20 protein-coding genes are annotated in these 18,640 nt (G+C 68.0%); 14 read left to right on the plus strand and 6 right to left on the minus strand.

The annotated features are described in order from the left end of the window. Positions 1-55 precede the first annotated feature (55 nt). Complete coding sequence (locus tag ACFYRH_RS17540) at positions 56-1,144, plus strand: sugar phosphate isomerase/epimerase family protein (protein WP_387775508.1); 1,089 nt, start codon at positions 56-58, stop codon at positions 1,142-1,144. Positions 1,145-1,150: 6 nt separating this feature from the next. Here the strand turns inward: ACFYRH_RS17540 and ACFYRH_RS17545 are convergent, their stop codons facing one another. Genes ACFYRH_RS17545 through ACFYRH_RS17555 form a run of 3 tightly spaced genes read right to left on the minus strand, consistent with a single transcriptional unit; the run spans position 1,151 to position 3,957 of the window. Beyond that, positions 1,151-1,816, minus strand: a complete 666-nt coding sequence (locus ACFYRH_RS17545) for a GntR family transcriptional regulator (RefSeq protein ID WP_387775511.1) — start codon at positions 1,814-1,816, stop codon at positions 1,151-1,153. Between the two features lie 4 nt (positions 1,817-1,820). After that, a complete protein-coding gene (locus ACFYRH_RS17550) occupies positions 1,821-3,038 on the minus strand; it encodes an amidohydrolase (RefSeq protein WP_387775514.1) in 1,218 nt (405 codons plus the stop codon). After that, positions 3,031-3,957: a sugar phosphate isomerase/epimerase family protein gene (locus tag ACFYRH_RS17555; RefSeq protein WP_387775517.1), complete on the minus strand. Its 927-nt coding sequence runs from the start codon at positions 3,955-3,957 to the stop codon at positions 3,031-3,033. The genes ACFYRH_RS17550 and ACFYRH_RS17555 overlap by 8 nt, the downstream gene beginning before the upstream one ends. Positions 3,958-4,029: 72 nt before the next feature. Here ACFYRH_RS17555 and ACFYRH_RS17560 point away from each other — a divergent pair, with 72 nt between their 5' ends. Further along, a complete protein-coding gene (locus tag ACFYRH_RS17560; protein WP_387775520.1) occupies positions 4,030-4,251 on the plus strand; it encodes a hypothetical protein in 222 nt (73 codons plus the stop codon). 5 nt (positions 4,252-4,256) lie between these two features. Here ACFYRH_RS17560 and ACFYRH_RS17565 read toward each other — a convergent pair whose 3' ends face one another. Next, positions 4,257-5,114 carry a DUF6011 domain-containing protein gene (locus ACFYRH_RS17565; protein ID WP_387775523.1) on the minus strand — a complete coding sequence of 286 codons (858 nt, stop codon included), beginning with the start codon at positions 5,112-5,114 and terminating at the stop codon, positions 4,257-4,259. A gap of 278 nt (positions 5,115-5,392) precedes the next feature. Further along, positions 5,393-5,539, minus strand: coding sequence for a hypothetical protein (locus tag ACFYRH_RS17570; protein ID WP_387775526.1), 147 nt, complete (start codon positions 5,537-5,539; stop codon positions 5,393-5,395). 178 nt (positions 5,540-5,717) lie between these two features. On the opposite strand from ACFYRH_RS17570, the gene ACFYRH_RS17575 reads away from it, so the two are divergent. From ACFYRH_RS17575 to ACFYRH_RS17615, 9 genes are all read left to right on the plus strand, one after another. Further along, positions 5,718-6,893, plus strand: coding sequence for an ROK family protein (locus tag ACFYRH_RS17575; RefSeq protein ID WP_387775529.1), 1,176 nt, complete (start codon positions 5,718-5,720; stop codon positions 6,891-6,893). A 50-nt stretch (positions 6,894-6,943) separates the two neighbouring features. Further along, the gene (locus tag ACFYRH_RS17580) at positions 6,944-8,620 is read left to right on the plus strand and encodes an ABC transporter substrate-binding protein (protein WP_387775532.1); all 1,677 of its coding nucleotides are present in this window, start codon (positions 6,944-6,946) and stop codon (positions 8,618-8,620) included. A 3-nt stretch (positions 8,621-8,623) separates the two neighbouring features. Then, entirely contained in the window at positions 8,624-9,607 is a 984-nt protein-coding gene (locus ACFYRH_RS17585) for an ABC transporter permease (protein ID WP_387775535.1), read from the plus strand. After that, positions 9,604-10,494 (plus strand): ABC transporter permease, encoded by an 891-nt coding sequence (locus tag ACFYRH_RS17590; RefSeq protein WP_387775538.1) that lies wholly within the window; start codon positions 9,604-9,606, stop codon positions 10,492-10,494. Before ACFYRH_RS17585 ends, ACFYRH_RS17590 begins: the two co-directional genes overlap by 4 nt. Further along, positions 10,487-11,455, plus strand: a complete 969-nt coding sequence (locus ACFYRH_RS17595; RefSeq protein ID WP_387775541.1) for an ABC transporter ATP-binding protein — start codon at positions 10,487-10,489, stop codon at positions 11,453-11,455. Before ACFYRH_RS17590 ends, ACFYRH_RS17595 begins: the two co-directional genes overlap by 8 nt. Next, positions 11,452-12,390: an ABC transporter ATP-binding protein gene (locus tag ACFYRH_RS17600; protein WP_387775544.1), complete on the plus strand. Its 939-nt coding sequence runs from the start codon at positions 11,452-11,454 to the stop codon at positions 12,388-12,390. The genes ACFYRH_RS17595 and ACFYRH_RS17600 overlap by 4 nt, the downstream gene beginning before the upstream one ends. A gap of 10 nt (positions 12,391-12,400) precedes the next feature. Further along, positions 12,401-13,447, plus strand: coding sequence for a sugar phosphate isomerase/epimerase family protein (locus tag ACFYRH_RS17605; protein WP_387775547.1), 1,047 nt, complete (start codon positions 12,401-12,403; stop codon positions 13,445-13,447). Beyond that, positions 13,444-14,271, plus strand: a complete 828-nt coding sequence (locus ACFYRH_RS17610; RefSeq protein ID WP_387775550.1) for a PIG-L deacetylase family protein — start codon at positions 13,444-13,446, stop codon at positions 14,269-14,271. Before ACFYRH_RS17605 ends, ACFYRH_RS17610 begins: the two co-directional genes overlap by 4 nt. A gap of 62 nt (positions 14,272-14,333) precedes the next feature. Next, entirely contained in the window at positions 14,334-14,957 is a 624-nt protein-coding gene (locus tag ACFYRH_RS17615) for a TMEM175 family protein (protein WP_387775553.1), read from the plus strand. Here the strand turns inward: ACFYRH_RS17615 and ACFYRH_RS17620 are convergent. Further along, positions 14,954-15,283, minus strand: a complete 330-nt coding sequence (locus ACFYRH_RS17620; RefSeq protein ID WP_387775556.1) for a glutaredoxin domain-containing protein — start codon at positions 15,281-15,283, stop codon at positions 14,954-14,956. The two genes, ACFYRH_RS17615 and ACFYRH_RS17620, sit on opposite strands and share 4 nt — an antisense overlap. A gap of 165 nt (positions 15,284-15,448) precedes the next feature. On the opposite strand from ACFYRH_RS17620, the gene ACFYRH_RS17625 reads away from it, so the two are divergent. The 3 genes from ACFYRH_RS17625 to ACFYRH_RS17635 are packed head-to-tail and all read left to right on the plus strand — an operon-like array spanning position 15,449 to position 18,639. Further along, the gene (locus ACFYRH_RS17625) at positions 15,449-16,102 is read left to right on the plus strand and encodes a response regulator transcription factor (RefSeq protein WP_387775559.1); all 654 of its coding nucleotides are present in this window, start codon (positions 15,449-15,451) and stop codon (positions 16,100-16,102) included. Beyond that, positions 16,093-17,346 (plus strand): ATP-binding protein, encoded by a 1,254-nt coding sequence (locus ACFYRH_RS17630; RefSeq protein ID WP_387775562.1) that lies wholly within the window; start codon positions 16,093-16,095, stop codon positions 17,344-17,346. The genes ACFYRH_RS17625 and ACFYRH_RS17630 overlap by 10 nt, the downstream gene beginning before the upstream one ends. 39 nt (positions 17,347-17,385) lie before the next feature. Next, a complete protein-coding gene (locus tag ACFYRH_RS17635) occupies positions 17,386-18,639 on the plus strand; it encodes a hypothetical protein (protein WP_387775565.1) in 1,254 nt (417 codons plus the stop codon). Position 18,640: the final 1 nt, after the last annotated feature.

Below are 18,640 nucleotides of genomic sequence, written 5' to 3' on the forward strand. Positions count from 1 at the left end.
CAGCAGCGATTCCAAGCCTGACGCTTGAGGAAATTGTATACTTAGGAGACTTCGCATGCGTCTTGGTAGTGATGCCCTGAAGCTGCCCGGAGCGACCACGCTGACCGCGCCCGAACAGCTCCAGCAGGCGGCCGAGCACGGTCTGGGCGGCTTGTTCTTCCGGACGATGCTGCATCTGAGCCCCACGCTCGACCCCGGTCTGCTCCGCGAGGTCCGCAGTACCGCGGACCGCCTCGGCCTGTACCTGGAGTCCGGGCTGGGCAAGGTCAATCCGTACGGGCTGCCCGAGTCCCCCGAGCTTCGTGCCCTCGGCGACGGCGACACCGTGGCGGGCTTCCGGCGGATGATGGAGGCCGCCGCCGCGATCGGCATCACCGAACTCTGGGTCGCGACCGCCGGCATCAAGCCGTACTCCGGACGGCTCTGCTACGACCGCTATCGCACCGACGTCACGTGGACCGACCAACTCGCGGCCACCGCGAAGTTCTGCACGATCCTCGCGCCGATCGCCCGCGACCTCGGTCTGCACCTGAACGCCGAGACCCACGAGGAGATCACCTCGTTCGAACTCGTCCGCCTCGTCGAGGAGGTCGGCCCCGATGTCATGGGGATCACCTACGACACCGCGAACCCGTTGCAGCGCGCCGAACATCCAGCGCGGACGGCGCAACGCGTGGCGCCGTACGTCCGGCAGACACATCTCAAGGACGCGGCACTCGTCCACGACCCGCACGGGATGCGCGACCAGATGCGTCCGAACGGGCAAGGCGTCGTCGACCTGCACTGGATCCTTCCGGCCCTGTACGCCGCCAACCCCGGACTGAACCTCTCGCTGGAGATCGCCGAGGTGGGCATCTCCAGCGCGCCGCAGCTCGCCACCCGCGCGAAGGACGCCCGTACCGGCATCGCTCTGTACGACCCGATCTGGCTCGACGGCCACCCGGACCTGACCGTCACCGAGCTCGTCGAGTACCTCGGTCTGGCCCGCGCCTTCGAGAACCGGATCGCCGCCGGCGAGGTGCCCTCACTCGCAGAGGTCTCCGCCCGCGGCTTCACGGCCGAGGACGCCTGGAAGTGGGTCGACGACTCCTTCGCCTACATCCGCGAGGTACTCCGGGACTCGGGCATCCCCTGCGACGACTAGGGCTCCCTAGGCCTCGGTCAGGCTGTTGCGGAGCATGGTGAGGGCGGGTTCGCGGCCCGACTCGATGTGCGCGAGCATGATCGACTCGGCCAGCAGCTCGTTGCCATCAGCAATGGCTTGGGTGACCGAGCGGTGCTCGGGGCTCGGCTTGTGCGGGTCACGCCGGATGGACAGGTAGAACATCCAGACCAGCCGGCCCGCCACCGCTGCCATCAATGCCGACATCAGCTCGTTCCCGGTGGCGGACACGACCTCTTGGTGGAAGTCCGCGTTCGCCTGCGCAACCGCCAGGGCTTCACCGGTGCGGATCTTGGCCTCGGACTCCTCCAGCCGCGCCCACAGCTGGTCGAGGTCGACGTCCCCCTTCGCCACCCGTCGCGCCGCGAGCCGAGCCGCCTGGCCTTCGATCGCGAGCCGGACGTCGAACACGTGATGCACGGTCTCGTCCGTCCAGCGCCGTACGACGACGCCGCGGCGCGGGAAGCTCTGGATGAAGCCCTCGACCTCCAGCTGCGGCAGCGCCTCGCGCAACGGGATCCGGGAGACGCCGAGCTCGGCGGCGATGTGCTGCTCGGTCAACCGCTGGCCCTGTGGGTAGACGCCGGTGATGATGCGGCGGCGCAGCTCCTCGTACAGCCGCGCCGACAGCCGCGGCTCCGGCGTCTGTTTCACCCCGTCATCCCTGCCTTGGTTGCTCCCCGTTCGGTGTCCGCAGAATAGCCGAACCCGGCCGCGAGACGATCGCACCGCCTTTGACCACGGTTCGCTCGGCCGGCACTGCGACGACCGGCTCGACCACGACCTCGCCGGGCACCAGGACCAGATCCGCGCGGCAGCCGGGCGCGAGACCGTGGTCCGTCACGCCCATGACCGCGGCGCCGCCGGTGGTCGCCACCCGGAGCGCGAGTTCGAGTTCGTCGTCGGTTCCGAGACCGTGCCGCCAGGCCAGCTGGTTGGTCTTCAACAGCATGTCGGACCGGTTGAACGGCGCCCAGGAGTCACGTTCGCCGTCGCATCCGGCGCCGACCGCCAGGCCGGCCGCGAGCATCTCCCGCAGTGGCGGTTTCGGATCGCCGGCGGACACGTTGGTCGTCACCGCGACTCCGGCGTCCACCAGTTGCTCGATCAGCGCCGACGCTTGACCGGCGGGGATGCCGCCGAGGAAATCGGGATGACTGATCACGACCTTTCCGCCGAGGCCGGTGGCGCGGGTGCGTTCGATGATCAGGCTTGCCGAGAATGCGCCGAGGGGTCCTGGCTCGTGCAGATGGATGTCGACTGCGGACCCGTGCCGCTGCGCCAGCCCGAAGACCAGGTCCAGATGCGCGACCGGATCGCGTTCCACCAGGCACGGGTCGATCCCGCCGATACAGTCCGCACCGTTGGCCAGGGCCTGATCCAGCAGCTCCGCGGTCCCGGGGCGTCCCGAGACGCCGCTTTGTGCGAAGGCCACCACGTGGATCGTCAGCGCATCGGCGTACCGGTGTTTGATGGCGAGCATTGCCTCGAGGCCGCGCAGACCTGCGTCGGTGTCGACGTCGACGAACGCCCGCGTGTGGGTGACACCGGAGGCGATCAGTACGTCGACATTCGTGCCGATCTGCTGTTCGTAGTCCCAGTCCGGCGACCGGCGCAGGTCGCGTTCGTCGGCCAGCATCCGTTGGAGGTCGCGACTCGGTTCTCGGCGGTACCACGGGCGGCCGAGCAGCGACTTGTCCAGGTGCGAGTGGGCGTCAACGAACCCGGGCAGCAGAACCTGGCCGGCGCCGTCGAGCACCTCCACATCCGGCGGCGCAGCCAGCGACCCGATCCGGGCGATGCGTCCGTCCTGGATGAGGACGTCACAGCGGCCGTGGCCGAGCGCTGTCACTCGCCGGATGAACAGGTCAGACATGCTCGCCCTCTCGATGGTGTCCGCGCAGCAGCTCCAACGCCCAGGCAGCACGTTCGGACGCCGGCGTCTGCTCGCCGGCATCGCGACTGGCCCGAAGTACGGCGACCAACTCCTGCACGGTGAGATCCGAGTGGTGCCCGAGCCACGTGGCGTCGTACAGCGGCATGTCGAACTCGGCCCGGTGGATGTCGAGGATGTACTGCACCGGCCTGTCGGCGAGCCGGTCGACGATCGCCCGCCACGGCAGGTCGCCGTCGCCGAGTCGCCGCAGCCGGCGCGCGAGCCCGGTCCCGGTGCGGACAACCCACGCGTCGTCGACGAACACGGTCCGCACCAGGTCGGCGATGCGTTCCAGTGCACTGAGGGGATCTTCGAGCCGAGTGATGACGTTCACCGGGCTGAACCCGACGCGCAGGCCTGGGTGATCGACCTGGTCCACGAGTCGACAGAGCTCGAACGTCGTCATCTCTTCATGGGTCCGCAGTACCAACGGTCGCTCCGCGCGCTCCACCAGCGATCTCACGCCGGCCACACCGGCCGCTCTTTGTTGCTCCCACGTCGGATCGGTGCGGAAGCGGTCCGCGAGTACGCCGAAGGACGTGTGGTACGCCGTGACTCCCAGGACCTCGCCGGCCGCGAGCAGCGCCAGCTTCTCGTCGTACCGGAACCGATCGGGATGGAGTTCGCCGATGCCGGTCTCGATGGTCACGCCGCGTCTGCTCGCCTCGGCGCGCACTTCTCGGAGCTCGCCTGGGTCGAGGTCGGGGCTCGCGTCCCGGGGCGACGGCAGCAGCAGTACGCCGGCGCCACGCCGCTGCAACTCGTCGAGCGCGGCTACCACGTCCTCGTGCGCCGGAAGGTCTCTCGCCGCGATGCCGGCGATCGGCGGAAGATGGAGGGCATCAGCAGCACTGGACATAGCAGCAATGTATACAACTATCCCATGATTGACGCAATCGTACCGCTTGTTATCCGCAGCTAGGAGACTCATATGTATACATCGAGGGTCGAGGTCGACGGCGAGCTCTTCGAGGTCTCGGTCCGCGAGAACCACCCCGGGACCTACGACTACGACTGGGTCTCCGGCCCGAATCCCGGCTACGGCTTCAGCGAGTCGTCGTCACCGGAGCAGACCCGCACCGAGGCCGACCACGAACAGTCCATCCGCGCCTTCCTCTCCGGCATCAACCCCAAAACCGGCTACCTCGACTAGCGCCGTCAGGCTGACTTGATGGGCGCGCCGTGCGGGGGCCACCACTTCGACCTCACGGCAGACAGCCAGGTCACCTGAGACTTACTGCCCGGGCGTCGAACGTCGGCTGAGGGTCTGCGTACGGCGTCGAGGATCTGTCGGCTGTAGTAGCTGCGACACTCCGGGCCGATCCCCAGACGGACGCTCTCCGGATCGCTCAGCGGTTGTCCGCACCTGTCACACGATCGCCGTACGACGCCCTTGCGGCCCCCGGATCGTCGCAACCGCTGGACGACTGCTTGCCCCGTCACCCGCCGATCCAGTTCCCGGGGAGTGCACTCGTCGCGCGTGAGATGCACTCGTTCGGCTGCGATCCCGAGCCGGCCTTCCAGCACAGATCGAACGGTGTCGGCCGCCTCGCCCGGAGACGAGGTACGCCAAACGGCCACCAGAGGCGGGGAGCTGTCCGGTGCCGGCCGGACGAGAGGTAGCGACCAGTTGCGGCCGAGCACGAGCGGCGACTCGGCCAACAGCTCGTCACGGATCACCTCGCCTTCGACAAGGCAGGCGAGCCAGATCGGGTGCTTGCGCGCGCCGTCGACGAAATCGAGCCGCAGGCGCAGAACGATTCCACCCAGCGTTCCCGCAACCTGGAGATAGACCGCGTCGGTCTGGATCTCGCTCAGGAAATACCGGATCTCGCTGGTGAGACCCGGCCAGTCCTTCCGTGCGGCGGCTCCTGACGGAGCCGGCTGTTGCCGCTTCGCCGGCCGGCGCCGGACCATGAACCCTTCGCTGATCAGCTCAGACGCCTGGTCAAGGACGGCCATCACCACTCTCGGGTGGAGCTTGTGCATTGTGCCGAGGCGCCGCGCCAGCCGCACTCGGTGCACCCCGTCCTTCTTCCCGCTTGTCAGGCGCACGGCGTCGGCGACAAGCGCGTCCCGCCTAGCTCTCCGAGGTTCCGTGACCCATCCATCAGAACTTGTCATCGTCCGCCATCACACGAAACGTGACCGTACGGCTCGCGCCTCTCCCCATGATTCCCCCACCATCCAACCGCTCCGTCCTCCTCCCCCTATCGCTGCTGGACGCGTCAGCGTTTCACCTTTATCGGCAGCGACCAGCCGTACTGCGTGTCGTTCGTGTCCAGGCAATGAGCTCAGCCGGCACGTCCGTCGTCGTGATCAGGCTCTTCGTCGGGCGGAGGGGGTTCTTCCGGGGCTCGTTGGGGCTGCTCGCGGAGTGGGCCGGTGGGGGACAGCCAGGAGCGGGTGAAGGCGAGCAGGGTTTCCATGATGCGTCTCATCGGCGCCTCCTCGGCCGGGGGTTTCGAGACTGCCGTTCGGCGCTTTCAAGGCGCTTTCAGCAGCACGCGGATTTGAGTTGGGCCTTGACCTCGGGGACGGCGGTGCTTACCTTCTGATAACCGTCTAGAAAGTATCCAGACGGTGGCGGTTGCCAGTGCCGAGTGGACGAGGTGACTGATGTCCGGAGGAAGCCCGCGCTTGTTGCGGACGCTCAACGAGCGTGCCGCGATGGAGCTGCTGATCGAGCACGGCCCGTCGACCCGGGCGGAGCTCGAGGAGCTCACCGGGCTGTCCAAGGCATCCGTCGCCGAGGTACTGCGCCGACTCGAAACGGCAGGCCTCGTCCACAAGAACGGCTCCAAGCCGAGTCCCGCCGGACCGCCCGCGCAGTTGTGGGCGATCCAGGGCACCGCATCGCTCGTGGTCGGCGTCGACGTGACGCCGCAAGCGATCGACGTCGCGGTGGCCGACCTCGCGGGACACGTGCTGGGAGAGGCGAATGTCCGTACCCCGAAGAAGTACGACGCGGTCGCCGTACTGTCCGACGCCGTGGCCACCGCCTGTGCCGCGGCGCAGGTGACGACCGACGACATCGACCAGGTCGTGATCGGGATGCCCGGTGTGGTCGATCCACACACCGGACAGCTCACGTCGGTCCTGCAGGTGCCGAGCTGGTCGGGCTTCCATGTGCTGAACTCGGTGCAGGAAGCGCTGGGCATCGACCACGTGCGGATCGAGAACGACGTCAACCTCGTCGCGCTCGAAGAACTCGCGCAAGGCGCCGCGACGGGGATCGACACGTTCGCGCTGCTGTGGATCGGTGAAGGAGTCGGCGCAGGCCTGGTGCTGCGCGGGCAACTGTGGCGCGGCGCGACCGGGCGATCCGGTGAGCTCAGCAGCGTGATCGTCCCCGATCCCGTCAGCCGTGCCCGTGTGTACGACGAACAGGGCGGCCCGCTGGACGGCGTACTCGACCCTCGAGCACTCCTCCGGCTCGCGCACGCCCATGACCTGAATGCCCGTACGCCGGTCGACGCGGTCCGGACCGGCTTCGCGGAACCCGAGCGGTACTCCGGTTTTCTCGACGATCTGGTAGCCCGGATCGCCGTTGCCCTGATCAACGTCGTCGGCATGCTCGACCCCGAACTCGTCGTCCTCGGCGGGCCGATCGGGCAGACCGGCGGCGACGCGTTGTGTGACCTGCTCGCCCAGCGGCTGGGCGGCACCTTGCTCGCCAGGACGCCGATCGTGACCAGTGCTGTGCAGGGCAACCCGGTGCGGGCCGGTGCCCTGGAGTTCGGTCTGTCCTTCACCCGCGACCGGATCCTGTCCGCCGGCACTGCCGGCCGCTGATCCCACTCCCCTACCTACTCACTACCTCCACTTCTGTCCCTGGAGGACCCATGTCCGTACTAGAGGTGTCTCATTTTTCCCGGCGTACCGTCCTGGCTCTCGGGGCCGCGGCCGCGCTGGCCGGGTGTAGCGGAAACGCCGGCCAGGCCGGTGGCGCCAAGGGTGCGTTGCTGACGCTGGCCTGCGAGAGCAGCCGGACGTTCACCCGGAACTTCAACCCGTTCTCCGCGACGTCGCGGTGGGCCTCGACCAAGACCATGTACGAACCGTTGATGATCCAGAACTTCGCGACCGGCAAACTCGAGCCGTCCCTGGCCACGGCGTACACGTGGTCGAACGGCGGGCGACGACTCGAGCTCACACTGCGCGACGGCGTGAAGTGGTCGGACGGGCAGCCGTTCAGCGCTGACGACGTGGTCTTCACCTTCGAGCTGATGAAGGCGAACAAGGGCCTCATCGGTCCCGCGTCGGGCGTCTGGCAGGACTTCCTCGGCGCCGTCTCGGCTCCCGATCCGAAGACCGTCCGCTTCGACTTCCGCAAGGTCTACTCCCCCGGCCTCTACCTGCTCGCCGGTCAGTACATCGTGAGCAAGCACATCTGGTCGGCGGTCAGCGACCCGGTCAAGTACACCGACGAATCGCCGGTCGCGACCGGTCCGTTCACCACCATCGCGGTGTTCGGCGCGCAGCAGTACCAGCTCACGCAGAATCCGCAGTACTGGCAGAAGCTCAACATCCGTGGGCTCAACGTCCCGGCGTACTCCGGGAACGACCAGATCGCGGCCGCGTTGATCTCCGGTCAACTGGACTGGGGTGGTACGGCGGTCGACCCGGACAAAACGTTCGTACCCAAGGATCCGAAGCATTTCGGGTACTGGTGGCCGCTGACCAGCACTGTCTTCCTCGCACTGAACACCACCAAGAAACCGTTCGACGACGTGCGGGTCCGGAAGGCGATCAGTCTGTGTCTCGATCGTCAGCGGATGATCCAGGTCGCGCTGTGGGGCAAAAGTCAGCCGGGTAACGCCACCGGCTTGGCCGAGGGTGCGTTCAAGGACTGGATCGACCCGGCCGTGGTGTCGAGCGGCAGGTCCTGGGTGGACCACGACGTCGCCGCGGCCCGCGCGCAACTCGATGCCGCCGGCCTCAAGCTGGTCAACGGGCGGCGTGTGGGCGCGGACGGCAAGCCGCTGCAGTTCACGATCGAGGTCCCGACCGGCTGGACGGACTGGATCGCCTCGGCACAGGTGGTGACCCAGAGCCTCGAACAAGTCGGCATCACGGTCGACCTGCGGACCCCGGCCGTCGAGACGTGGACCGACAACACGCAGAGCGGGCGCTTCGACATGACGCTGACCAACAACGACCTGTCCGCGACCCCGTTCGAGTTCTTCCGCGCGATGATGTCGAGCCAGACCTACGCTCCCACCGGTACGCCGTCCCAGTTGAACCTGCAGCGCTTCAAGGACCCGCGGGCCGACGTACTGCTGGAGAAGTTCGCCGCGACGTCGGACGAGCGCGCGCAGAAGGACCTCGCGCGGCAGCTGCAGGCACTGTTCTCCGAGGACGCGCCGGCGATCCCGATGTACGGGCAGCCGAGTTGGGGGACGTACAACACCAAGCGGTTCAGCGGCATGCCGACGAGCAAGGACCAGTACGCACTGCTGAACAACCAAGGGGTCGGCAACACGTACCTGATCTGGCCCAAACTCACCTACACGGCGTGATCCATGGCCTTCCTGATCAGACGTCTCGGCTTCTACCTACTGGCGGCCTTCGTCGCCGTCTCCGTCAATTTCTTCCTCCCCCGGCTGGCGCCCGGCGATCCGGCCACGACGATGTTCGCGCAGTATGGCAAGAACCTGACGCCGGCCGCGCTCGACAGCCTGCGCCAGGCGTACGGGCTGTCCGACGACCCGCTCATCGCGCAGTACGTGCACTACCTGGCCAGCCTGCTGCACGGTGATCTCGGGGTGTCCCTGTCGCAGTTCCCGTCGCCGGTCACGGACGTGATCGCGACCGGCCTCGGCTGGTCCGTGCTGCTCGGTGTGATCAGCGTGCTGCTCAGCTTCGCGATCGGCTGCGGGATCGGCGCCGTCGCGGCATGGCGGCGGTCCGGCGCGGTCGACCGGATCGCGCCGCCGGCGCTGATCTTCGTCGGCTCGTTCCCGTACTTCTTCCTTGCCCTCCTGCTGCTCTACCTGCTCGGCCTCAAGTGGAGCGCGTTCCCACTGGGCCACGCGTACGACGACGGTCTGGTGCCCGAGTGGTCCTGGCTGTTCGTGTCGAGCGTGATCAGCCACCTCACGTTGCCGGTGACAACCATCGTGCTGGTGTCACTCGGCGCGTGGACGTTGAACATGCGCAACACGATGGTCGCCGTACTCTCCGAGGACTACCTGGCCCTCGCCGAGGCGAAGGGTCTCCAGCCGGGTCGGGTACTGCGGCACGCGGCCCGCAACGCCCTGCTGCCGAACGTCACCATGCTCGGCGTCGTCCTCGGTGGTGTCCTGAGCGGTCAGATCCTCACCGAGATCGTGTTCTCGTACCCAGGCCTGGGCTACCTGCTGCTCCAAGCGGTCAACACCGTCGACTACCCACTGATGCAGGCACTGTTCCTGATCATCACGCTCGCCGTGCTCGGCGCGAACTTCGCGGTCGACTCGCTCTACGTCCTGCTCGATCCCCGCGTCCGGCTGGGAGGCTCCCGATGAGACCGCCACGTTCGTTCTCGTTCTGGCTCGGTGCCGGCGTCCTGGCGCTGCTCGTGCTGGCGGCCGTGTTCGCGCCACTGCTCGCGCCGTACCCACCGACGGAGGCCGGACCGCTCAACGCTTCGCCGTCGCTCGGCCATCCGCTCGGGACGACAGGTCAGGGCTTCGACGTCCTCAGCCAGTTTCTGTACGGCGCCCGTACGTCGTTCCTCGTGTCGTTCTCGGTGGCCGGGCTGACGACCCTGATCGGCATCCTCGTCGGTCTCGTGTCCGCGTACGCCGGTGGGTGGGTGGACGACGCTCTGTCCCTGCTGACCAACGTGTTCCTCGCGATTCCCGGCGTACCGCTGATGGTGGTACTCGCGGCCTTTCTGCCACCGGGCGAGTTGACGATCATCGTGGTGCTGACGTTCACCGGGTGGTCGTTCGGGGCGCGCTTGTTCCGGTCGCAGGCGCTGAGTCTGCGCGAGCGGGAGTTCATCGCCGCGGCCCGACTGGCCCGGGAGGCGCGGTGGCGGATCATCGTGGTCGAGCTGTTGCCGAACATGGTGTCGATCACCGTCGCCTACCTGATCAATCAGGTGATCTACGCGATCACCGCGGAGGCCGGGCTGGAGTTCCTCGGCCTCGGCCACAGCAGCAAGGTCACCTGGGGCACGATGCTGAACTGGGCGCAGAACGACTCGGCCCTGCTCCAGGGGTACTGGTGGACATTCGTCGTACCGGGTCTGGGCATCGCCCTGACCGCGTCCGCGCTCGCCCTGATCAACCACTCCGTCGACGAGAAGGCCGATCCACGGTTGCGCGCGGCACCTATGTTGCGTCGGGCCTTCGGCCTGCGGCCACGGAGCGCTTCGCTCGTCACGCCGGTGGTGAGCCATGACTGAGCTACGGGTCGAAGGTCTCGAGGTTGGTTACGTGACCGAAGACGGTCCCGTCACCGTGGTCGACGGGCTGGATCTTGAGCTGCGACGAGGCGAGTTCCTCGGGCTGGCCGGCGAGTCCGGTTCCGGGAAGTCGACGGCGGCGCTGGCGGTGGTGCGGTTGCTCCGGGCGCCGGGCTTCATCAGTGGTGGACGGGTGCTGCTGGGCGATCGGGACATTCTCACGATGACCGACCAGCAGGTGCGTGAGATCCGCTGGCGCGAGGTCTCGATGGTCATGCAGAACTCGCTCAACGCGCTCAACCCGGTCGCCCGGATCGAGCGGCAACTGGCTGAGGTGCTGGACCGTGGGCGGGCGGGAGAACGAGCGGCTGACACACCGGCCGAGCTGCTCGACCTCGTCGGTATCGAGCGGCGTCGGGTCCGCGCGTATCCGCACGAGCTGTCCGGGGGGATGCGTCAGCGGGTCGCGATCGCGATGGCCCTCGCCCTCCGGCCGCGGGTCGTGTTGATGGACGAGCCAACGACCGCGCTCGACGTCGTCGTACAGGACGACATCATCCGGCAGGTGCGGCGGTTGCAGAGCGAGTTCGGGTTCGCGGTGCTGATGATCACACACGACCTGCCGTTGCTGCTGCAGACCGCCGACCGGGTCGCCGTGATGTACGCCGGTCGGCTCGCCGAGACAGCGCCCGCGGCCGAGTTCGGCGTACGGCAGGAGCATCCGTACTCGCAGGGACTGGTCGCCGCCGTGCCTTCGCTGCGCGGAGGACCGGCCCGCCTCACCGGGTTGGCCGGGCAGCCGCCCGATCCCAGCGAACCGCCGTCCGGTTGCCGGTTCCACCCGCGCTGTCCGCTGGCAGAGGAGCAGTGCTCGGTCGAGCAGCCGCCGCTGGTTGCTTTCGACAACGGACGTCGCGTGGCATGTCACGTCACCACGAGGATCATGGAGGGATCGCGATGAGCACGCCGCTGATGGAGGTCCGCGGGCTCAGCAAGGTGTATCGCCGCGGCGGCCTGTGGTCGCGGACCCAGGTGAACGCCGTACGCGATCTGTCCATGACCATCGACGCCGGGCAGATCGTCGCGCTCGTCGGAGAGTCCGGCAGCGGGAAGACCACGGCCGGGCGGATCCTCGCGCGACTGGTCCGGCCAACCGCCGGCACCGTCGAGTTCGAGGGGCGACCTGCCGGACATCAGCCGGAACCGACCGTCCAGATGATCTTCCAGGACGTGTTCGGGTCGCTGAATCCAGCGCACTCGGTCGGTCATCACCTCCGGCGGGCGATCGTTCGCTCGGCGCACGAGGACGACGTCGACAAGACCGTCGCCGAGCTGCTCGGGTCGGTCGGTCTGCGGCCGGCGGAGCGCTTCGCGAAGCGGTACTCGCACGAACTGTCCGGTGGTCAGCGCCAGCGCGTCGGCATCGCCCGAGCCCTCGCGCCGGCGCCGCGCTTGGTGATCGCCGACGAACCGGTCTCGATGCTCGACATGTCGGTACGTGTCGACATCCTCAACCTGCTCGCCGGCCTCCGCGAGAAACGCGGCGTCGCGTTGCTCTACATCACGCACGACCTGGTCAGCGCCCGCTACCTCGCTGACCGCATCACGGTCATGTTCAGCGGGTACGGCGTGGAGTCCGCGCCCGCCACCGCCCTGCTGGACGAACCGCAGCACCCGTACACGCGGCTGCTCCTGGCCTCCGTGCCTGGATCCACCACCACTCCTACAAAGCCCACTGTCACAAAGCCCACGGTTGCGAAGCCTGCGACGACGGCCGACGGCTGTCCGTTCGTCGCCCGCTGCCCGCTCGCGACGGAGCAGTGCGCAACCGTCATGCCACCCGTGACCACTCTGCCCGGCGATCGCTGGGTGCGGTGTCACGCCGTCCAATCCTGAGGAGACTTCCGTGCAGATCGGAATCGACGGACGCAAGTTCCCACAGGCGGCCGAGCTCGGCCCGTTCAAGCTCCTCGAACGGTGCCACGAACTCGGGTACGCCGGGGTGTTCTTCCGGACCGTCCTCGACATCACTCCCGACCTCGACCAGGCCGTGCTGACCGACGTACGCAAGACCGCCGACGACCTCGGTCTGCGGATCGACATGGGACTGGGGAAGGTCAACCCCTTCAACACTCCCGAGGCGCCCGAGGTCCGGGAACTCGGGCGCGGCGACTATCTGAAGGGCATGACCCGGATGATCGAGGCGGTGACCGCGATCGGCTGCCACCTGCTCTGGGTCGACACGGCCAACTACCAGAAACACGACTGGGGGCTGCAGGCGATCGACAGGTTCCGCACCGACGTCACCTGGCCCGAGCAACTGGTGGCCACGCGCAACTTCCTGCGGCAGCTCGCGCCGGTACTGCGGGACCACGACGCGAAGGCCGCCGTGGAGACGCACGAGGAGATCACCACCACGGAGATCCTGCAGCTGATCGAGGACGTCGGCGAGGACGTGCTCGCCGTGACCTTCGACTCCGCCAACGTGGTCGTGCGCGGTGAGGACCCGGTCCGCGCAGCGCAGCGGATGGCGCCGTACACGGTGCTCACGCATCTTCGCGATGTGGTGCTCTACCCGACGCCGCGCGGATTGGCCCGGCAGATCCGGGCCTGTGGCGACGGTGTGATCGATTGGACCGCGCTGCTCGGGGCCCTGGTGGCCGAGGCGCCGGTGTCGATTCTCACGATCGAGAACACCACGGCGCGCGACTTCAACGACATCCCGGTCTACGACCCCGAGTGGCAGGCCGGTCAGCCGGATCTCGCCGTCAGCGAGGTGCTCGAACTCGTGCGGCTGTCGCAGGTGTACATCGACGACGTCGCGGCCGGGCGAGCTCCTGGGCCGGACGACTACTACACCGAGCCGTTCGATCTCGACCGTCAGCTCGGGTTCGTCAGCCGGTCCGCTGCGACGCTGCGCGACGTCCTCGACCAGAAGAAGGAGAACCGATGACCCAGGCACTCAAGGTCTTGGTGGTCGGGGCGCACCCCGACGAGGCCGACATGTACGCCGGTGGCACGTCCGCGCTGCTCGCCGAGGCGGGACATGCGGTGAAGTACCTGTCCCTCACCAACGGGGACGCCGGTCATCACGCGCTCGAACGCGGTCCGTTGGCGCGGCGTCGCGCGCACGAGGCGGTTGACGCGGCACGGCTGCTCGGCGTGCTCGAGTACGAGATCTGGGAGTACCACGACGGCGAACTCGAGGCGTCGATCGAGGTACGGCGACGCGTCATCGCGGCGCTGCGGTCCTGGCGGGCCGACGTGGTGATCGCGTTCCACGGGGAGTGCCCGGGGCATCCCGACAACCGGGCGGCCGGGCGGGTGGTTCGGGATGCGGTCTCGTTCAGTAGCGTGCCCAACGTCGTACCGGACTCGCCTGCTCTCGATCGGTCGCCGGTGTGTCTGTTGATGCCGGACTACGGCTCGCTCGAAGGGCACCGGCACGACGTCGCGGTTGATGTCGATGCCACGATCGAGGCGAAGCTCCGGGCCTGCGCGGCGCATGCCACGCAGTTCTACGAGTTCGCGCCGCACCAGCGGGGGCTGATGGACAAGGTCCCGCCGGCCGACGACTGGGCCGCCTGCCGGGAGTTCATCCTGACTTACTGGAGCGAGTTCATGGGTGTGCCCGACGATGTCCGGCCGGCGCTCGCGAAGTACTACGGGGAGGCGCGCGCGGACGGCGTACGGCATGCCGAGACCTTCCAACTCGCCGATTACGGGCGGACCGTCTCGGACGACGAACTCCGGCGGCTGATCCCGCTGTTCGACTGACCGTTGGTGCGCCGGGCGCGGGTGCCGCGCCCGGTGCGCTTCTCGGTGTGCACACTGTGGGCATGGTGGATGTGGGGACCAGCTACAACCAATTGTCCGGGCGCGACGCCGAGCGCCTGCGGACACTGGCCGACGGCGTCTTCGCGGTGGCGATGACTCTGCTGGTTCTCGACGTCCGGCTGCCTGAAGGCACGGAGGCTTCGAGCAACGGTGCGCTGTGGCATCAACTGCAGGCGCTCGGGCCGGAGTTCGCGGCGTACCTGCTCAGCTTCACCATGCTGGGGACCTTCTGGCTGGCCGAACACACGCTGCTGAACGTGTGCGACCGTTCCGACCGGATGCTGGCGTGGTCCGTGCTGACGTTTCTCTTCTTCGTGTCGACGTTGCCGTTCTCGGCGTCCGTGCTCTCCTCGCACGTCCACCTGCCGCTGGCCGTGGGTGTGTACTGGTTGAACCTGCTCGGTCTCGGGCTCACGCTCGGGTGGCAGGTCGTTCACGTCGTCCGCGCCGGTCTCGCGGAGCGGACCGAATCGGTGGTCCTGATCCGGCGACGGCTCGTGGTCGCCCAAACCCTGTACGCACTCGCCGCGGCGATCTCACTGCTCAGCCCGCCGGCCAGCATCATCGCGCTCGCCGCCGTTCAGCTGTTCTTCATCGTCTCGCCGAGGCTCCCGTTCCGCTTCTAACGGTGCTCGAGCTGCTCGCGTACCCAGCGCGGCGCTGGGTTCACCCGGCTCTCGCTCCCGACCAGGACGGTCGGCACCGTCTCGTTCCCGTCCGCCACCGCCCGCACCGCCGCGGCCGCCGCCGGGTCGGACCAGATGTTCACCCACGACGCTCCCCCGGCCGAGCCGAGCAGCGTGAACCGCAACCGCAGACAGAACTGACACCCCGGCCGCCAGTAGATCACCGGCTTCCCCACCCGAGCCGCCTCCACCACACTCACCGACCGCGGAAACACCAGCGGCGAGAGCACCACCGCCAGCACCACACAAACCACCAGCTCCGCCACGGCCACACCCCGTGACCCACCCACCCAGGACCAGCCCCCGAAAACCAGTCCCATCACCCCAAACCCCACCGCAAACTTCCAACTCCGCAACACCCGCCCATCAAACCAGACGCCTGTCCGGCTGGCTCAGATGGTTCTCAGGTTGGGGTCGGTACGTTGCTGCGTGTGGCTCGGGTTGCTGTTTGTGAGGATGATCTGGCGCTGCGTGGGCTTTTGAGTCGGGCCTTGCGGGGTGATGGGCATGAGGTGGTGGCTACGGCGGGTGCGGGTGACATGCTTGCGCGGCTCGAGCCGGAGCCGCAGGTGGTGATTCTTGATATCGGGCTGCCGGATGCGGACGGCCGGGACGTCTGTCTGGCCTTGCGGGCGCGGGGTGTCGATGCGCCGGTGCTGATGCTCACGGCGCTGGGAGGTACTCATCACAAGGTCAGCGGGTTCGAGGCGGGCGCGGACGACTACCTGACCAAGCCGTTCGACATCCCGGAGCTGCTGGTCCGCATCCGGGCACTGCTGCGACGGACCACCGTGACTGCCACCGCCGATGAGGTGGTGCTCGATCCGACCAGCCACGAGGTACGCCGGGGCGCGGTCGGCGAGGCGCTCACGCCGACCGAGTTCCGCCTCCTCGGCAGGCTCATCTCTGTCCCGGGCGAGGTGGTACGCCGGCATTCGCTCATCGCCGCGGGCTGGCCGCACGGTGCGCAGGTCAGCGAGAACACCCTCGACTCGTACCTGCGCCGGCTGCGGGTGAAACTCGACCGTCTCGGGGTGGCAGATCGGGTCGGCACCGTCCGTGGAGTCGGCTACCGATGGGACTGACCGGCTTCCGCGCGCGGATCGTCTCGCTCGCGGTGCTCACGGCGACGCTGGTTGTCGCCGTACTCGTCGTTCTCAGCCACGTGCTCGCCTCGCGGGCGACCGAGACCGACACCCGAACGCTGGCACACACTCGCGCCGACGCCGTCGCGGCGACGGTTGAATCACGCAACGGAAAGATCACCCTCGTCGAGGGCGCGGGTGACGCCTTCGACACCGTCGCCTGGGTCTTCTCCGACGGCCGCCTGATCGACGGCGAACTACACCCGGCCGTGGCGGCCGCAGCCGAACGTCTCGGCACCGCCGGCCGCTCCGGCTTCCTCCCGACAGGCCGATACCTGTTGTACGCCGAACCGCTGATGGTCCCTGGACACCAAGTCACCGTGGTGGTCATGGTCGACCTCGCTCCGTTCGAGAAGGCCGAGCAGCGTGATCTGGTGATGTCGCTGATCCTCGGTGCGCTCGTCATCGTGCTCGCCGGCGTCACGGCGTACGTCGGGGTGAGTCGGGCCCTGCGCGTCGTGCACCAGATGTCGGCGATGGCGGACGAATGGGGCGATCACGACCCGGACCGGCGCTTCGGGCTGGGACCGCCGCGCGACGAGTTCGGTGAACTGGCCCAGACGTTCGATCGCCTCCTCGACCGGGTGTCCGCGACGATCGCCGACGAGCGCCGGCTGACCGACGAGATCGCCCACGAGCTGCGAACGCCGGTGACGGTACTGCGTGGCGAGGCCCAGCTCGCGGAGATCTCCGGGATACAAGTCGATCCCCGGGTCGTCCTCACCGAGACCGACCGTCTGTCCACCGCCGTGACCACGATCCTCGATGCGGCGCGTACTCGAAGCCGCGAGTCCTCCTGTCGCTTGCGACCGGTGCTCCGCCGAGTCGTCGAGGGCCGTGAAATCCTGGTCGACGGGCCGATGGACGTCGAAGTCGCCGTACCGGCCGAAGTCGTCGCTTCGGTCCTCGCCCCGCTGCTCGACAACGCCACGCGACACGCCAACGCGAAGGTCGCGCTGATCGTCGAGGCGGCCGGCGACGACGTGCTGGTGCACGTCCTCGACGACGGGCCGGGCTTCGATCCGGACGATGTCGAGCGTGCGTTCGCTCCCGGTCACAGTGCGACGAGCGGGACCGGCCTGGGGCTTGCCGTCGTACGGCGGATCGCAACGGCGACCGGGGTCGGGGTGCGAGCCCTTGCGGAAGGCAACGGTCACGTCGAGGTCAGGTTCCCGGCGCCGTAGTCAGGTTGTCTGCAGGTGTACTGCGCAAGTCTGGCCGGCATGACTACCGAAACCGCGTCGCGCACCGCGGCGCCCCGGGTGCTGCTGAACAAAGTCCCCGAGGTCACCTTGTGGTTCTGGCTGATCAAGATCCTCTGCACGACTGTCGGTGAGAGCTTCGCCGACTGGATCAACATGCAGCTCGGCGTCGGACTCATCGCCACCGCGGTGATCTTCACCGTCGTGTTCGCCGCGGTCCTGATCTGGCAGCTGACCAGGTCGCGCTATCAGCCGGCCGCCTACTGGCTGACCGTCGTGGTCGTCAGCGTGACCGGCACGCTGTACACGGACATCCTCACCGACCAACTCGGCGTACCACTGTGGATCAGCACCACGGTGTTCAGCATCGGGCTTGCGGCCGTGTTCGGCATCTGGTGGGCTCGTGAGCGCACGCTGTCGATCCACAGCATCGTCACCCGGCCTCGTGAGGCGTTCTACTGGCTGGCCGTCCTGGTCACCTTCGCCCTGGGTACGGCGGCCGGCGACTGGACTCTCGAACTGACCGGGTGGAGCCCGGGTGTGTCCGTCCTGCTGCCGCTCGCGCTGATCGCGATCGTCGTCAGCTGCTGGCGGTTCGGCGCGAACCCGGTGCTCGCGTTCTGGATCGCGTACATCCTGACTCGCCCGCTGGGCGCGAACCTCGGTGACTGGCTGGCCTCCCCGAGGGTCCCGGACAAGGGCCTGGGACTGGGGACGCTGGTGACCAGCATCATCTTCCTGGCGGCCATTCTGGCGACCGTCGTCTACCTGACGCTGACCAGGTCCGACGTCATCGAGGGCCGGCAGCACCGGGACGGCGGCGCGAAGTACCACCGGCCGGGGCGCGAGTGGCCGATGGCCGGCGTCATGCTCGCCTCCGCCGTCGCGGCCGCGGTACTGCTCAACTGGGCCTCCGCCCAGCCGCACGCGAACGCGGCCGCCGAGAACGAGGGTCCGAACCCGGGCGCGAAGATCCACCTGACGTCGGCTCAGGCCGTCGCACACTTCCCGAAGACCGACGTGGCCCGCTACCGGACGCTGGTCCGGAGCATGCGGTCCGACCTCGCGAAGAGCGACCAAGGCGCACTGAACGGCGCCGTGAACGCCTACGAGAAGGCCTGGGACGACGACCAGGACAAGCTCGAACCGCTCGACAAAAAGGCCTGGGCGTTCATCGACAACCAGAACGACGACCTGTTCACCTCAGTGCGCGAGACCAAGAACGCGGCAGCCGAGAAGCAAGCGATCGATGCGCTGCTGAAAACTCTCGGTTGAC

It is taken from the genome of Kribbella sp. NPDC004875 (assembly GCF_042873375.1).
Taxonomy (GTDB): Bacteria; Actinomycetota; Actinomycetes; order Propionibacteriales; family Kribbellaceae; genus Kribbella.

What these genes read in the sequence shown, in the direction of transcription:
- ACFYRH_RS17540 (WP_387775508.1), top strand. Translation starts at nt 56, where the DNA reads ATGCGTCTTGGTAGTGATGCCCTGAAGCTGCCCGGAGCGACCACGCTG.
- ACFYRH_RS17550 (WP_387775514.1), bottom strand. Translation starts at nt 3,038, where the DNA reads ATGTCTGACCTGTTCATCCGGCGAGTGACAGCGCTCGGCCACGGCCGC.
- ACFYRH_RS17555 (WP_387775517.1), bottom strand. Translation starts at nt 3,957, where the DNA reads ATGTCCAGTGCTGCTGATGCCCTCCATCTTCCGCCGATCGCCGGCATC.
- ACFYRH_RS17560 (WP_387775520.1), top strand. Translation starts at nt 4,030, where the DNA reads ATGTATACATCGAGGGTCGAGGTCGACGGCGAGCTCTTCGAGGTCTCG.
- ACFYRH_RS17570 (WP_387775526.1), bottom strand. Translation starts at nt 5,539, where the DNA reads ATGAGACGCATCATGGAAACCCTGCTCGCCTTCACCCGCTCCTGGCTG.
- ACFYRH_RS17575 (WP_387775529.1), top strand. Translation starts at nt 5,718, where the DNA reads ATGTCCGGAGGAAGCCCGCGCTTGTTGCGGACGCTCAACGAGCGTGCC.
- ACFYRH_RS17580 (WP_387775532.1), top strand. Translation starts at nt 6,944, where the DNA reads ATGTCCGTACTAGAGGTGTCTCATTTTTCCCGGCGTACCGTCCTGGCT.
- ACFYRH_RS17585 (WP_387775535.1), top strand. Translation starts at nt 8,624, where the DNA reads ATGGCCTTCCTGATCAGACGTCTCGGCTTCTACCTACTGGCGGCCTTC.
- ACFYRH_RS17590 (WP_387775538.1), top strand. Translation starts at nt 9,604, where the DNA reads ATGAGACCGCCACGTTCGTTCTCGTTCTGGCTCGGTGCCGGCGTCCTG.
- ACFYRH_RS17595 (WP_387775541.1), top strand. Translation starts at nt 10,487, where the DNA reads ATGACTGAGCTACGGGTCGAAGGTCTCGAGGTTGGTTACGTGACCGAA.
- ACFYRH_RS17600 (WP_387775544.1), top strand. Translation starts at nt 11,452, where the DNA reads ATGAGCACGCCGCTGATGGAGGTCCGCGGGCTCAGCAAGGTGTATCGC.
- ACFYRH_RS17610 (WP_387775550.1), top strand. Translation starts at nt 13,444, where the DNA reads ATGACCCAGGCACTCAAGGTCTTGGTGGTCGGGGCGCACCCCGACGAG.
- ACFYRH_RS17615 (WP_387775553.1), top strand. Translation starts at nt 14,334, where the DNA reads ATGGTGGATGTGGGGACCAGCTACAACCAATTGTCCGGGCGCGACGCC.
- ACFYRH_RS17630 (WP_387775562.1), top strand. Translation starts at nt 16,093, where the DNA reads ATGGGACTGACCGGCTTCCGCGCGCGGATCGTCTCGCTCGCGGTGCTC.
- ACFYRH_RS17635 (WP_387775565.1), top strand. Translation starts at nt 17,386, where the DNA reads ATGACTACCGAAACCGCGTCGCGCACCGCGGCGCCCCGGGTGCTGCTG.